12 protein-coding genes are annotated in these 14,487 nt (G+C 50.6%); 6 read left to right on the plus strand and 6 right to left on the minus strand.

Translation table 11 applies throughout. The features are described 5' to 3' along the window. Positions 1-527 precede the first annotated feature (527 nt). Both glgB and DXB18_RS08940 read right to left on the minus strand, forming a co-directional pair. Positions 528-3,218 (minus strand): 1,4-alpha-glucan branching protein GlgB, encoded by a 2,691-nt coding sequence (glgB, locus tag DXB18_RS08935; protein ID WP_118707311.1) that lies wholly within the window; start codon positions 3,216-3,218, stop codon positions 528-530. 150 nt (positions 3,219-3,368) lie between these two features. Continuing rightward, positions 3,369-4,451: a DUF3810 domain-containing protein gene (locus DXB18_RS08940; RefSeq protein WP_118707313.1), complete on the minus strand. Its 1,083-nt coding sequence runs from the start codon at positions 4,449-4,451 to the stop codon at positions 3,369-3,371. A 235-nt stretch (positions 4,452-4,686) separates the two neighbouring features. Between DXB18_RS08940 and DXB18_RS08945 the strand changes: the two genes are divergently transcribed. The 6 genes from DXB18_RS08945 (at position 4,687) to DXB18_RS08965 (ending at position 10,117) form a co-directional block, all read left to right on the plus strand. After that, complete coding sequence (locus DXB18_RS08945; protein WP_118707315.1) at positions 4,687-6,018, plus strand: potassium transporter TrkG; 1,332 nt, start codon at positions 4,687-4,689, stop codon at positions 6,016-6,018. A 19-nt stretch (positions 6,019-6,037) separates the two neighbouring features. Further along, positions 6,038-6,685, plus strand: coding sequence for a TrkA family potassium uptake protein (locus DXB18_RS08950; RefSeq protein ID WP_118544267.1), 648 nt, complete (start codon positions 6,038-6,040; stop codon positions 6,683-6,685). A 16-nt stretch (positions 6,686-6,701) separates the two neighbouring features. Continuing rightward, entirely contained in the window at positions 6,702-6,875 is a 174-nt protein-coding gene (locus DXB18_RS16170; RefSeq protein ID WP_154106736.1) for a hypothetical protein, read from the plus strand. A gap of 189 nt (positions 6,876-7,064) precedes the next feature. After that, positions 7,065-8,954, plus strand: coding sequence for a DUF4118 domain-containing protein (locus tag DXB18_RS08955; protein WP_182430524.1), 1,890 nt, complete (start codon positions 7,065-7,067; stop codon positions 8,952-8,954). Continuing rightward, positions 8,947-9,645, plus strand: a complete 699-nt coding sequence (locus DXB18_RS08960; RefSeq protein WP_118707318.1) for a response regulator transcription factor — start codon at positions 8,947-8,949, stop codon at positions 9,643-9,645. The genes DXB18_RS08955 and DXB18_RS08960 overlap by 8 nt, the downstream gene beginning before the upstream one ends. Before the next feature lie 112 nt (positions 9,646-9,757). Further along, positions 9,758-10,117, plus strand: a complete 360-nt coding sequence (locus tag DXB18_RS08965) for a cupin domain-containing protein (RefSeq protein WP_118707320.1) — start codon at positions 9,758-9,760, stop codon at positions 10,115-10,117. Positions 10,118-10,200: 83 nt separating this feature from the next. Here the strand turns inward: DXB18_RS08965 and atpC are convergent, their stop codons facing one another. The 4 genes from atpC to atpA all read right to left on the minus strand — a co-directional run bounded on the left by atpC (position 10,201) and on the right by atpA (position 14,473). Next, positions 10,201-10,599, minus strand: coding sequence for an ATP synthase F1 subunit epsilon (atpC, locus tag DXB18_RS08970; RefSeq protein WP_118544262.1), 399 nt, complete (start codon positions 10,597-10,599; stop codon positions 10,201-10,203). 11 nt (positions 10,600-10,610) lie between these two features. After that, the gene (gene atpD, locus DXB18_RS08975; RefSeq protein WP_118544261.1) at positions 10,611-12,002 is read right to left on the minus strand and encodes a F0F1 ATP synthase subunit beta; all 1,392 of its coding nucleotides are present in this window, start codon (positions 12,000-12,002) and stop codon (positions 10,611-10,613) included. 85 nt (positions 12,003-12,087) lie between these two features. Beyond that, the gene (gene atpG, locus DXB18_RS08980) at positions 12,088-12,951 is read right to left on the minus strand and encodes an ATP synthase F1 subunit gamma (RefSeq protein WP_118707322.1); all 864 of its coding nucleotides are present in this window, start codon (positions 12,949-12,951) and stop codon (positions 12,088-12,090) included. Between the two features lie 19 nt (positions 12,952-12,970). Next, positions 12,971-14,473, minus strand: coding sequence for a F0F1 ATP synthase subunit alpha (atpA, locus tag DXB18_RS08985; protein ID WP_118544259.1), 1,503 nt, complete (start codon positions 14,471-14,473; stop codon positions 12,971-12,973). Positions 14,474-14,487 lie beyond the last annotated feature (14 nt).

The raw sequence follows: 14,487 nt of genomic DNA on the forward strand, positions 1-14,487 counted from the left end.
AGCGGGGTGATGGAATACTGTGGGAAGCTCTTGTGGAACTCACGCGCCTGTTTGATATTCTCAATGCTCATAACAGGCAGGCACTTGTCTTCGCTTTTCGGCATCTTGTTTAATGTCCAAAGAATAGACTCCATTAGTAATATCCTCCTTATAAAATAATCTTACAAAAAGTTTGATTGTACTTATAAAATACAATTTTGAATTTTTGCGCGCATTTGTTATTTTGCATATTTTTTTTTCACTTGGACCATTTTTTTGTATATATTTACATATTATCATGTTTTTTTCAAAATGCAATAGATATTTTATAAAAAGTTAGCCTAAATTTTTTTTTGTAAGATTCTTGTTTTTATGTCAACTTTACTAATTTCGCTGTTATTTATTTAATATTATTAAATATTTTTTATTGTAAATGTAACACAGGATAAAAACGTCAGAATCCCGTGTTGTCCATTAATAAAAAAAAGCGACAAGGTAAACTTTAAAGTTCTCACCTCGTCACTTTTATCGCACATATTATTTTCTTCTTAGTTATTTTTCTTTACCACCGTTTTCTCCGTTGCTTTCTTCACTTCCTCCGCTGTTTTTCTCGCAGTTTCCTGTGCCTTTTTCACCACATCCTTGACTGCTGCTGCCGCAGTCTCTTTCGCAGCCTTTACTGCTTCTTCTGCGCTTCTCGCTACTGTTTCCAGATTTGTCTCCGCATCCTTTTTCGTAGTCTCCGGCTGTAATTCTACATGCTTCTTTGACGCTGCGTTTTTCTTTGCCTTTGTTGTCCGTTTTGGCACCGTAGTCATTTTGGCTGTCACGGTTTTTTCGGGCTCTGCAGACTTCTTCCTTCCAGCGTTCTTGGCAGTCGCTGCCTTTTTCTCCGCAGTCTTCGTTCCTGCTGTCTTCGTCTCTGCAGTCTTTTTCGCTGTCGCTTTCTTTGGTGCCGTCGGCTTCTTCGGTTCTGCCGCTTTCTTCGGTGCTGCCGGCTTCTTCGGTTCTGCCGGTTCGCAGGAGAACACGATCATCGCCATAGGCGGCACATCGACCAGCATGGAGTAATCCCGTCCATCGAACGCTTCCTTCTTTGCTGCCTTTACGCGGGAATTGCCCACACCGCTTCCGCCAAACTTCTTCGCATCGCTGTTGAAGATTTCTTTGTATCTTCCGGCAAACGGAAGTCCGATCTGATATTTTTCATGGACAACCGGTGCAAAGTTGCAGACAAAGAGCAAGGTTTCCTCCAGCTTATCGGTCTTTCTGGTAAATACGACGATATTGTCTGCCGCAGAGGTACAGTTGATCCATTCAAAGCCCTCCGGTTCAAAGTCTTTCTGGTACATAGCCGGATGGCTGCGGTAGAATTCGTTCAACGCTTTCACGTAGTCCTGCATGTTCTTGTGCAGCGGGTATTCCAGAATGTTCCACGGAAGCTCCTCATTCTCATTCCATTCGGAGATCTGCGCAAATTCCTGTCCCATGAACAACAGCTTCTTGCCCGGGTGTCCGTACATAAAACCGTATGCGGTTCGCAGGTTCGCTGCCTTTTCCTCATATGTCTCACCCGGCATCTTTAAGAGCATGGAAGATTTACCATGCACCACTTCATCGTGGGAGAATACCAGCACAAAGTCCTCACTGTAGGCATAGAGCATGCTGAAAGTCAGCTCGCCGTAATGCTGGTTGCGGAAATAAGGATCGCACTGCATGTAACCGGTAAAATCATTCATCCAGCCCATGTTCCACTTATAGTCAAAGCCCAGACCATTCTCTTTCACGGAACCGGTGATCTGCGGCCATGCGGTCGACTCCTCTGCAATCAGCAGACCGCCCTTGATTTCCTTCTTAAAGATACTGTTCAAATGTTTCAGGAACTCTACCGCTTCCAGATTTTCGTGTCCGCCATAAATATTGGCCACCCACTCGCCATCGTTCTTGCCGTAATCCAGATACAGCATGGACGCCACTGCATCCATACGGATACCGTCTGCGTGGTACTGCTTTGCCCAGAACAATGCATTTGCGATCAGGAAGTTTGTAACCTGCGGCCGTCCGTAATTATAGATCAGGGTACCCCAGTGCGGATGCGCACCCTGCCTCGGATCCTGATGCTCGTAAACACAGCTTCCATCGAAGCATGCCAGACCGTGGGCGTCACGCGGAAAATGAGCCGGTACCCAGTCCAGGATCACGCCGATGCCCTGTTCATGCATGTAATTCATGAAATACATAAAATCATCCGGCGTGCCATACCTGCTTGTCGGCGCATAGTAGCCGGTTACCTGATAGCCCCAGGATTCGTCTAACGGATGCTCCATCACCGGCATCAGTTCCACATGGGTATAGCCCAGCTTTTTCACATACTCTGCCAGCTTCGGCGCGATCTCCCGGTAGTTGTAAAACTCTGAACCGGTTACCGGCTCCCCGTCTTCTTCCAGTTTTAATTCATGGCGCATCCAGGAGCCCAGATGCAGTTCATAGATGGAAAGCGGCTTGTCCTTGGCCGCCTCCAGCTCCCGGTTCTTCATCCAGACCTCATCACTCCAGGTGAACTGCTCCAGGTCCCAGACGATGGAGGCATTGTCCGGACGCAGCTCTGAGTAGTTTCCGTACGGATCTGATTTCAGCATCGGTTCCCCGCGATGGTTCTTGATCTCATATTTGTAAAGTGTTCCAGCTTTCAGCCCCGGCATAAACAGTTCAAAGACCCCCGAATCCCCAAGACGTTTCATCTGATGGCGGCGGCCGTCCCACATATTAAAATCACCGACCACACTGACACGCATGGCACACGGTGCCCATACGGCAAAATAAACACCGTTTACACCGTCAATGGTCATCGGATGCGCACCCATTTTGCGGTATACATCATAATAGATTCCTGCGTCAAACTTTTTCAGTTCTGCGTCTGTAAACTGAGACGGAAATGCGTATGGATCCTGCAATTCCTCCGTTGTCCCGTTATCGTAAGTAATCTCCAGGAGATATTTGCTCATCTTCTTCCCATGCAGGAGCACCGCATAATATCCGGCCTCGTCCTGCAGTTCCATAGGATAGCTCTTATTTCCAACCTTCGCTGCCACAGCTACTGCGTGCGGCATGAACACCTGGATCAGCAGTCCCTCTTCCACCTCATGCGCTCCCAGAAGGCGTTCCGGATTTGCCGCCTCGGAATACACGATTTCCTCAATTCCAGCCCAGTCCATTAAATCATATAATACCTGATCCATTGATAGCCCTCCCAAAATATAGAGTCGGAAATTCGACAAAAATTGCGACTTTTCAAATTTTCCGATCATTAATTCTGAAATTTATTATAGCCGATTTTTCTCGCGTTTTCCACTGGTTTAATCCAAATTTATCAAGTTTTCGTTAAGAAATCACTGCTGTATTCTTCGGTAGGATAACATCAGGTCCACCATCCTTCCGTAGCTTTTCACGCCGTCGGCCTGGGAGTTCATTTTCAGATAAGTGTCATTCATCCGGGTTGCCGCCTCCGAAACTTTACTCTCGTACCGGTTCCAGAACTCGGAATTTGCATCCAGATCGGTTCGTGCTTCCTCACAAAGTTCGTTTGTCAGTTCTATGTAACGCGTCCTGTCTGCCCGTGCCAGGGCATTTCCCGCATAAACCCAGCCGGTCAGGTAACCGCTATAGCGGAACGCTTCATTTTCTGATGAAATACAGGCCAGATACCCGATAAAATTCGCCTCATCCTCCCGCATAAAGCCCTTCAGATGAGATAACTCATGGCAAAGGGTATGGGGCACGTTGTAATCCGGCATGTCCCCGTTATAGTTCGCTTCCACCGTAAACGGAGAGTAAACGCCACACAGCTGCTGCACGGAAAGGATCTGGGAAATGAAAACCTCTTTGGGTTTCGGATAAAAACCGGACAGGCACGGAAACTGCGCGCCCGCTGCCTGCATGGCGTGTACACTTTCTTCCATCCAGTTCTTTTTGTTTTCGCGATAGGACTGACGCCCGTTTTTTGCGGCTTCATTCACCTGCCGGACCAGTTCCTCGCAAAGCTCCTCCAATTCTCTCATGCTATATTTCCCATCCTCCAGACCGGCATAAGAAGAAAAAGAGGAGGCATAGTAATTGATGCCGCAGTTGACGGTGTATAAAAACAGCAGCGTACCGACGATCAAAAGCCACCGCCTGCCAATGACTGTCAGAATTTTTGCAGTTTCCGGTCGGATTAGCGCCGCAGACAGACGCACTACATCCAGAAACAGCAGGCACAGCAGACCATACAGCCCCATCTCCGCTACAGAAAATGGCAGCAGCCCCGTCAATCGCCCCACACCTTCCACGATCCACGGGTAAATATGGTGGGCATACCAGGTGCCAAAGCCCGGAAGTGTCCGGGCAGAAAGCTGAAATACTGCTGTCAGAAGCAGCAGGGAGATTCCTGCTGCCACAAAATATTGACTGTCATATCGCTTATTCTTTTTCATGAATCTCTCCTGAAATGTGTACCTCAAATATTGTCCAATAACAGCATGTTTTTACTATAGTTTACTATATATTTTCACTATTTTCCATACAATACAAAAAAAGCAGGAGCCAAAATCTTTGTACCATCTTAATACCGGGCAAAATACCTTTGTGCCCTCTTTAACTCTTTTTTTCTATAATAGAACTAACAAAAACAACGGTATCACTGCCCGACAGAAGATTGGAGCTGTATCCATGAAAACATTGTCCATAAAACCATTAAATTCTTTTCAGATCATTGTCCTGGGATTTGCCGGAGTCATTCTGGCCGGCGCACTTCTTTTAATGCTGCCGGTTTCCTCCGCCACCCACTGCGTTACTCCGTTTTTAAATGCGTTATTCACCTCCACTACCTCCGTCTGCGTGACAGGCCTGATCGTGGTCGATACCGGTACCTACTGGTCCGTTTTCGGTCAGGCTGTGATCCTGGTGCTGATCCAGATTGGCGGCATGGGAGTCGTAACTGTCGCTGCAGCAGTCACCATCGTTTCCGGACGCAAGATCGGTCTGATGCAGCGCAGTACCATGCAGGAAGCCGTGGCCGCACCAAAGATGAGCGGCATTGTGCGCCTGACCGGCTTTATCATCCGGGCTACGCTCCTGATCGAGCTGTCCGGTGCCGCTCTGCTGGCCCCTGTATTTTGCAGAGACTTTGGCCCCATCCATGGACTCTGGATGGCCGTGTTCCATTCCATTTCCGCCTTCTGCAACGCAGGGATCGATCTGATGGGAATCCGCATTCCCTTTTCTTCCCTCACACTTTATGCCGCAAGCCCACTGGTCAACCTGGTCATCATGGCACTTATCATCATCGGCGGCATCGGCTTTCTGACCTGGGAAGATATTCGCAGCAATCAGCTTCATTTCAGCCGGTACCGCATGCAGAGCAAGGTCATTTTAACCACCACAGCCATCCTGATCCTGTTTCCTGCCCTCTATTTCTATTTCGGAGAATTCCGGCAGGGAGGCTTTGGAACAAGACTTCTTTTATCCCTGTTTCAGTCGGTTACTCCGCGAACAGCCGGTTTCAATACGGCAGACTTCAGCCAGCTCAGCGCATCCGGCCAGATGCTGACCATCATTCTGATGCTCATCGGCGGAAGCCCCGGTTCTACAGCAGGAGGCATGAAAACCACTACCCTCGCAGTTCTTACCGCCACTGCCGTATCGGTCTTTCGGCGGAACGAAACCCCGGAGCTGTTTAAGCGCCGGATTGCCACGGAAACTGTAGCAAATGCTGCCTCCATCCTGATGATGTATCTCAGTCTCTGTCTGACCGGCGCATTTCTCATCAGCCGCATAGAGGAGCTTCCCATGATGGCATGTATGTTTGAAACGGCCTCAGCGGTAGGCACGGTCGGACTCAGCTTCGGCATTACTCCCGGGCTCGGGAGTATCTCCCGGATCATCCTGATCATCCTGATGTATCTGGGAAGAGTCGGAGGACTGACTTTAATCTACGCCGCATTGTCCGGACACCGGATCCGGCTTGGTAAATATCCATTGGAAAAAATCACTGTGGGATAACACGTAAAGGAGCAAGATCATGAAATCAATTTTACTGATTGGCCTCGGCCGTTTTGGAAAACATATTGCCATGGAGCTGCATTCCCTGGGGCACCAGGTGATGGCAGTCGATCATAATGAGGTGCGTGTCAACGAAGCACTTTCTTTCCTGACCAGCGCTCAGATTGGTGACAGCACCTCGGAGGATTTTCTTTCTTCCCTGGGCGTACGCAATTTCGATGTCTGCATTGTTGCTATCGGAACTGACTTTCAAAGTTCTCTGGAAACCACATCGCTCTTAAAGGAGTTAGGTGCCAGACTGGTTGTCTCCCGGGCTGCCAGAGATGTCCATGCCAAGTTCCTGCTGCGCAACGGCGCGGATGAAGTCGTCTACCCGGAAAAACAGCTGGCCAAGTGGACCGCCATTCGCTGCAGCTCTGACCACATCCGGGATTTTGTTGATCTTGACGGAGATCATGATCTGTTTGAAGTCGATCTTCCTGACCAGTGGATCGGCATGAGTGTCTCGCAGATCGACATCCGGAAGCAGTATGGCATCAACATCATCGGAGTGCGCCATAATGGCAAAATTGAGTATTCGGTTACGCCGCAGACCAGTTTTTGCGCAGGAGACTCCATCCTGGTCCTTGGCCGCTACCACGATCTGCAGAAATGTTTCCGGATCTGATTTCGGAGGTGATCTTATGGGAAATCTGATTCTGATTCTCTTTCTCATCCTGTTTTTTACCTTCATCTATCTGCTTATGAGCCGGATTGACCAGATTCTGGACCGGCTGCGCAAAGGGAATCTGCGCATGGAACAGCAGCGGCCGGATCCTGACCGGAAAATGCCGGAAGAAAATGATTCTTTAGATTGATTTGCAAAAGAATCCGTTTTATGATGGAAATCAGAAAAAACATGCCCGAATATGGAAGGATCCAGCATTATGATACAGGATAACAATTTTTCTGAAACATATCATTCCGAAAGGCAGACCAGGGAGCATATCCTCGTCTGTCTTTCTTCTGCGCCATCAAACCTGAGGATCGTGCAGACGGGTGCCCGTATGTCTGAGGCTTTTCATGGCACCCTGACTGCGCTCTATGTCCAGACACCGGATCATTCTGCCATGTCCAAAGAAGATCAGAATCGTCTGAAAGAACACATGCGTCTGGCCGAGCAGCTTGGCGCATCCATCGAAACGGTATATGGGGACGATGTTTCCTACCAGATCGCGGAATTCGCCCGGCTCTCAAATATCACCAAGATCGTCATTGGCCGCAGCAATGTCCGCCGCCGACATCTCTGGGGCAAGCCCTCACTGACAGAGCAGTTGACGGAAATCGCACCGAATCTGGATATCTACATTATTCCGGATGCAGCTTCCGTCCACAGCAGCTATCGTCCCAAAAAGCGCCTGAAAGCCGCCGACTGGAATATCCGGGCTGCAGATCTTTTTCGCACCTTCGTTGTCCTGGTTGCCATTACCCTGGCCGGACTCTTTTTCTACCGGCTTGGTCTGTCAGAAGCAAATATCATCACGCTCTACATTCTCGGTGTCCTTTTGACTTCCATCGCCACAACCGGTTGGAGCTGCAGTCTGCTTGCCTCTGCCTGCAGCGTCATTGTCTTTAACTATTTTTTCACTTCTCCACGCTTTACCTTCCACGTATACGGAAAAGACTATCCGGTGACTTTTGCTGTAATGTTTGTTGTCGCGCTGCTCAGCAGTGCCCTGACTACCCGCCTGAAAAACCATGCCCGGCAATCTGCCAAGCTGGCTTACCGCACCAAGGTTCTGTTTGACACCAACCAGCTTCTGCAAAAGGCTGACACCGATGAGGCTATTTTGAACACCCTGATCTCCCAGATTTGCAAGCTTCTCGGAAAATACATTCTCATTTATCCGGTCCTGGATGGCAAATTGAAATCCCCCATGCTTTCCCCGGATCCTGTTTCCGCAGAAAAAGGATCCGCCTTAACCTGTGACTCTGAGCGGGAGGTTGCCCTGTGGGTGCTTGCACACAACAAGCGTGCCGGAGCTTATACCGATATCTTCCCGGATGCTCTGTGTCATTATCTGGCGATCCGGGTGCAGGACTGCGTCTATGGTGTCGCAGGCATTGAAGCCGGGGAACATTCCCTGGACTCCTTCGAATACAGTGTTCTGGTTTCCATCCTCGGAGAAGGTGCCCTGGCTATGGAAAACCGCAAAAATATCCGGGAAAAAGAACAGGCCACGCTCCTTGCAGAAAAGGAACGGCTCCGCGCCAATCTCCTGCGCACCATCTCCCATGACCTGCGCACCCCGCTGACCTCTATATCCGGCAATGCAAGCAACCTGCTTTCCAACCACGCCGCAATCGATGAAGCTACCCGGCTGCAGATCTGCACCGATATCTATGACGATTCCATGTGGCTGATCAATCTGGTGGAAAACCTACTGGCTGTCACCCGCATCGAAGACGGCCGCATGAACCTGCGCATGGAAACCGAACTGGTCAGCGAGGTCATTTCCGAAGCGCTCCGTCATGTCAGCCGTCAAAGCGTTGAACATAGCATTACAGCAGAAAGCACGGATGATTTTCTGCTTGCCCGCATGGATGCCAGACTCATTGTGCAGGTCATCATCAACCTGGTGGACAATGCCATCAAATATACGCAAAAAGGCAGCCGGATCCAGATCCTGACCGACAGGCTGGCATCAAAGGTGCGGATCCGGGTCACGGATGACGGTCCGGGCATTCCGGATGAAGCAAAGCCTTTTGTCTTTAATATGTGTTATACCGGCGCAAACCGCATTGCAGACAGCCGCAGAAGCCTGGGACTCGGGCTCTGCCTGTGCCGCTCCATCATCCGGGCACATGGCAGCGAGATCACACTTACAGACAATACGCCTTCCGGCTGTATTTTTTCCTTTACACTACCCTGCGAGGAGGTAACCATTCATGAATAAACCACTGATTCTGGTTGTGGAGGATGACGCACCCGTCCGCAATCTGATCACCACTACATTAAAGCTGCACGACTACCGTTTTCTCACTGCTGCAACCGGAGAAACCGCGCTTCTTGAGGCATCCTCCCATAACCCGGATATTATCCTGCTGGATCTTGGGCTGCCGGACATCGACGGCATCGACATCATCCGGCAGATCCGCACCTGGAGCATCACCCCCATTATCGTCATCAGCGCCCGAAGCGAGGATACCGACAAAATTGAAGCTCTGGACAATGGTGCCGATGATTACCTGACCAAGCCCTTTTCCGTTGATGAGCTTCTGGCCCGCCTGCGCGTGACCCAGCGCCGCTTAAGCTTCATGCAGGAAACCATGTCTGCCCAGGATTCCGTGTTTGTCAACGGCCCTCTGAAGATTGATTTTTCTGCCGGATGCGCCTGCTTAAACAAGGAGCCGCTGCCCCTGACCCCTACCGAGTACAAGCTTCTGTGCCTGATGGCCCGCAACGTGGGAAAGGTCCTGACCCACACCTATATCACCGAGCATGTATGGGGGAGCAATTTTAAAAGCGATGTAGCCTCTCTCCGGGTCTTTATGGCAACGCTCCGCAAAAAGCTGGAATCCGCTCCGGGCGCTCCCCAGCAGATCCAGACCCATATCGGAGTCGGATACCGGATGCTGAGATTGTAATCTTCCATAATTTTATATTTCATTTTGTTTCAATTTGGGATATACTTTTGATAACACGTGACCGTGGAAACATGGAACAGTCACGATATTACAGACTAAGGAGGCTGAAATTATGGTTCGCAAAGAAAATACCGTTGCGGTTGAACATCTGGGTGGCGGCAAAGGTACCGCATATGTGCATCACATCATTTCCAAAGAAGAATTTTTTGGTCACGGCAGAATGTACGCTAAGGTGGTACTTCCTCCGGGCGCAAGCGTAGGTTGGCACCAGCACGTCCATGACACCGAGCCGTATTACATTTTAAAGGGACAGGCTGACTTCATCGACAACGACAAGTCTGTCACCAAGGTTGGCCCTGGCGACTGCTGCATCATCGAGGTCGGACAGTTCCACAGCCTGGAAAACAACTCCAGCGAAGATGTGGAGTTCATGGCACTTATTTATAATGAGCCGGGATTTTTGTACGAATAAAGATTCTTATACAAATTAACAGCAAAAACGGAGCATTCGCTAAGATCATTTGCGAATGCTCCGTTTTTATTGCTCTATTTTGTTTAATGTCTCAAATTCAAACGCACCATCGCGCGCTTGAGCGCTGCTTCCGCACGCGCTACATCCAGATCAGCCTGACCGGAGGAAAGGCGGCGCTCCGCACGGGAACGTGCCTCTTCTGCACGGTGATAGTCGATCTCATCCGGCCACTCCACTACCTCTGCCATGATCGTTACCTGCTCCGGCAGAATGGTGATGAATCCGGACATGAGTGCTGCTTCCTTCTCACCGCCGTTCTCATGGATCTTGAGGACGCCTGGCGCAACAACAGCAGTCAGCGGAATGTGGTCCGGGTAAATACCGATCTCACCCTCGGTGGTGGTCAGCTCTACCATGGAGACATCTCCGTCGTAGAACCCGCCGGTCGGGGTGACAACCTTTAATTTCATTCCATCAGCCATAGACGTACCCCCTATTTCACGCGGGCAAGAACGTCGTCGATATTACCTGCATTCAGGAAATACTGCTCCGGAATGTCGTCATGCTTGCCTTCCAGGATCTCCTTGAAGCCCTGAATGGTCTCGCTTAACGGAACGTAACGGCCTTCCAGACCGGTGAACTGTCCTGCTACGAAGAACGGCTGGGATAAGAATCTCTGGATCTTACGTGCACGGGATACGGTCAGCTTATCTTCCTCGGAAAGCTCATCCATACCTAACATGGCGATGATATCCTGCAGCTCTTTGTACTTCTGCAGAACTTCCTGCACGCCGCGGGCTACCTTGTAGTGCTCCTCACCAACGACACGCGGGTCGAGGATACGGGAGGTGGACTCAAGCGGATCTACTGCCGGGTAAATACCCTGCTCTACGATGGCACGGCTTAATACCGTGGTTGCATCCAGATGTGCGAAGGTGTTCGCCGGAGCCGGGTCAGTTAAGTCATCGGCCGGCACGTAAACTGCCTGTACGGAAGTAATGGAACCGTTCTTGGTGGAGGTGATACGTTCCTGCAGAGCACCCATCTCGGTCTGCAGGGTCGGCTGGTAACCTACTGCGGACGGCATACGTCCAAGCAGTGCAGATACCTCGGAACCTGCCTGGGTGAAACGGAAGATGTTGTCGATGAACAACAGGACATCCTTACCACCTTTGTCACGGAAGTACTCTGCCATGGTCAGACCAGTCAGGCCGACTCTCATACGTGCTCCCGGCGGCTCGTTCATCTGACCGAATACCATGGTGGTCTTATTGATAACGCCAGACTCGGTCATCTCGTAGTAAAGGTCATTACCCTCACGGGTACGCTCACCTACACCGGTGAATACGGAATATCCGCCGTGCTCGGTAGCGATGTTACGAATCAGCTCCTGGATCAGGACGGTCTTACCTACACCAGCACCGCCGAACAGACCGATCTTACCACCCTTCTGATAAGGGCAGAGCAGGTCTACGACTTTGATACCGGTCTCAAGGATCTCAGTCTGGGTGGACTGTTCCTCAAAGGTAGGAGCTTTTCTGTGGATCGGAAGGTACTCTTCCACCTGTGGCTTTTCTTTATTGTCGATCGGCTCGCCCAGTACGTTGAAAATGCGGCCCAGCGTATTCTCACCAACCGGTACGGAAATCGGTGCGCCGGTTGCAATGGCGTCCATACCACGTCTCAGACCATCGGTGGTTCCCATTGCGATACATCTTACGGTATCGTCACCAAGATCCTGTGCAACCTCGACGGTCAGGGTGCCGCCGTCCTCGAGCGGTACCTTGATTGCCTCGTTGATTTCCGGAATCTTGCCCTGGGAGAACTTGATATCCATGACCGCACCGATGATCTGTGTGATCTTACCAGTATTTTGTTCTGCCATCTTGCTTCTCCTTTTATTTCTTTCTCGAATGCACTCCCTGGGAGCGCTATCGTTTTGGCAGGGCACCAGGCTCTGTCAAAACAGATTAATTGATCGCATTTGCGCCTGCAATGATCTCCGTAAGCTCCTGGGTAATGGAACCCTGACGCGCACGGTTGTACTGCAGCTCTAACTTGCCCAGCATCTCTTCTGCATTGTTGGTTGCCGAATCCATGGCGGTCATACGCGCGCCATTTTCACTGGCAACTGCCTCCTGCAGCGCACCAAAGATCAGACTGCTCATATATTTCGGGATGATCATATCGAGCACTTCTTCTTCGCTCGGCTCGTAGTTCATGAGTGCTTCCGCTTTCGGAGCCTCTGCTTCGCCGCTTTCTTCCATGGTAAACGGAAGGAGCTTGATGAGCTTCGGAATATGAACTACGGTGTTCTTGAACGAAGTATATGCAAGATAGATCTCTCCGACCTCTCCGCGTCCGAATGCTGCCAGCAGTTCTTTTGTGAGATCTGCCGCATCCTGGTAAGCCGGCTCGTCTATCACCTCGGAGTAGTCCGCAGTGATCTCGTAGCCTTTCTTTGCCAGTCCGTCACGGCCCTTACGGCCAATGGCGTAGACCCGGGTCTTCTCCGAGGTCAGCGCCTCATTTCCTGCGATGAGCTTGACAATGTTGTTGTTGTAGCCGCCGGCAAGGCCGCGGTTGGAAGTGATCGCAATGACCGCCTTTCCATCCGTATTGCCTGCCCGCAGGTATTTGTGGTCGATGGTTCCTGACTTTTTCAGCATGGAAGAGATCGTCTCATACATCAAGTCGAAATAAGGCTTGGAGCCTTCTGCTTTCTGTCTGGATTTCTGCAGCTTGACTGTAGAAACCAGCTTCATGGCTTTGGTAATCTGGCCGGTGCTCTGGATACTTGCTTTTCTGCGTTTAATATCTCTCATCGATGCCATGATCGTTCACCTGCCTTATCTAGCGCTGCTCTTTGCACTCTTTGATCGCTTTTACAAGCAGAGCCTCGGTCTCCTCAGACAGCACCTTGGTGTCGCGGATTGCTGCCGGGATCTCCGGGTACTTGCTGTCAATATACTTAAATAAATCTTTCTCGAATGCCAGCACATCTGCAACCGGAATATCAAGAAGATGCTTTCTGGTTGCTGCGTAAATGATGATTACCTGGTACTCAACCGGCATTGGCTGGTACTGAGGCTGTTTTAAGACTTCACGGATGCGCTCGCCCTGTGCCAGCTGCTCGGTGGTTGCGGCATCCAGCTCGGAACCGAACTGCGCGAAGCTTGCCAGCTCACGGTACTGTGCCAGTTCCACACGGATCGGCGCTGCAATCTTCTTGATTGCCTTGATCTGTGCCGCGCCGCCTACACGGGATACGGACAGACCAGCGTTGATTGCCGGACGGAAACCGGAGTTGAACATCTCAGTCTCAAGGTAAATCTGACCATCGGTAATGGAAATAACGTTGGTCGGAATGTATGCGGATACATCGCCCGCCTGGGTCTCGATGATCGGCAGTGCGGTTAAGGAACCGCCGCCTAAATCGTCAGAAAGACGGGATGCGCGCTCCAGCAGTCTGGAGTGCAGATAGAATACGTCGCCCGGATAAGCCTCACGTCCCGGCGGTCTCTTCAGAAGAAGGGACAGGGTACGGTAAGCGGCAGCGTGCTTGGTTAAGTCATCGTAGACAACCAGTACGTCCTCTCCGTTTTCCATCCACTCCTCACCGATCGCACATCCGGAATATGGTGCGATGTACTGTAATGGAGCTAAGTCGGATGCTGTGGAAACTACGATGGTGGTGTAGTCCATAGCGCCGAACTCCTCTAAGGTTCTTACAATGTTGGCAACGGTAGATGCCTTCTGGCCGATTGCCACGTAGATACAGTGAACGCCCTGACCTTTCTGGTTGATGATGGTATCGATCGCAATTGCGGTCTTACCGGTCTGACGGTCACCGATGATCAGCTCACGCTGTCCACGGCCGATCGGGATCATGGCATCGATTGCCTTGATACCGGTCTGTAACGGGGTGTCTACCGATTTTCTCTCGATTACGCCGTGAGCGACACGCTCAACACGGCGGAATTTGTCAGTCTCGATCGGGCCTTTGCCATCGATCGGCATACCCAGTGCGTTGACAACTCGTCCGGTCATGGCGTCGCCTACCGGGACCTCAACCACACGTCCGGTTGTCTTAACGATATCTCCCTCACTGATGTTCCTGGTGTCACCTAAGAGAACGACACCTACGTTGTCTTCCTCCAGGTTCTGGACCATGCCGTATACTTCTCCCGGGAATTCCAGAAGCTCACCCTGCATGGCTTTCTCCAGTCCATGAACTCGAGCGATACCGTCCGCAACCGTGATTACGGTGCCGACGTCAGAGACTTCCAGTTTGGTAGAATACTTTGCAATCTGTTCTTTGATTACCGAACTGATTTCTTCTGGTCTCAAATTCATTGTCTGTTCCTTTC

Source organism: Clostridium sp. OM02-18AC (assembly GCF_003481825.1).
GTDB lineage: Bacteria > Bacillota > Clostridia > Lachnospirales > Lachnospiraceae > Brotaphodocola.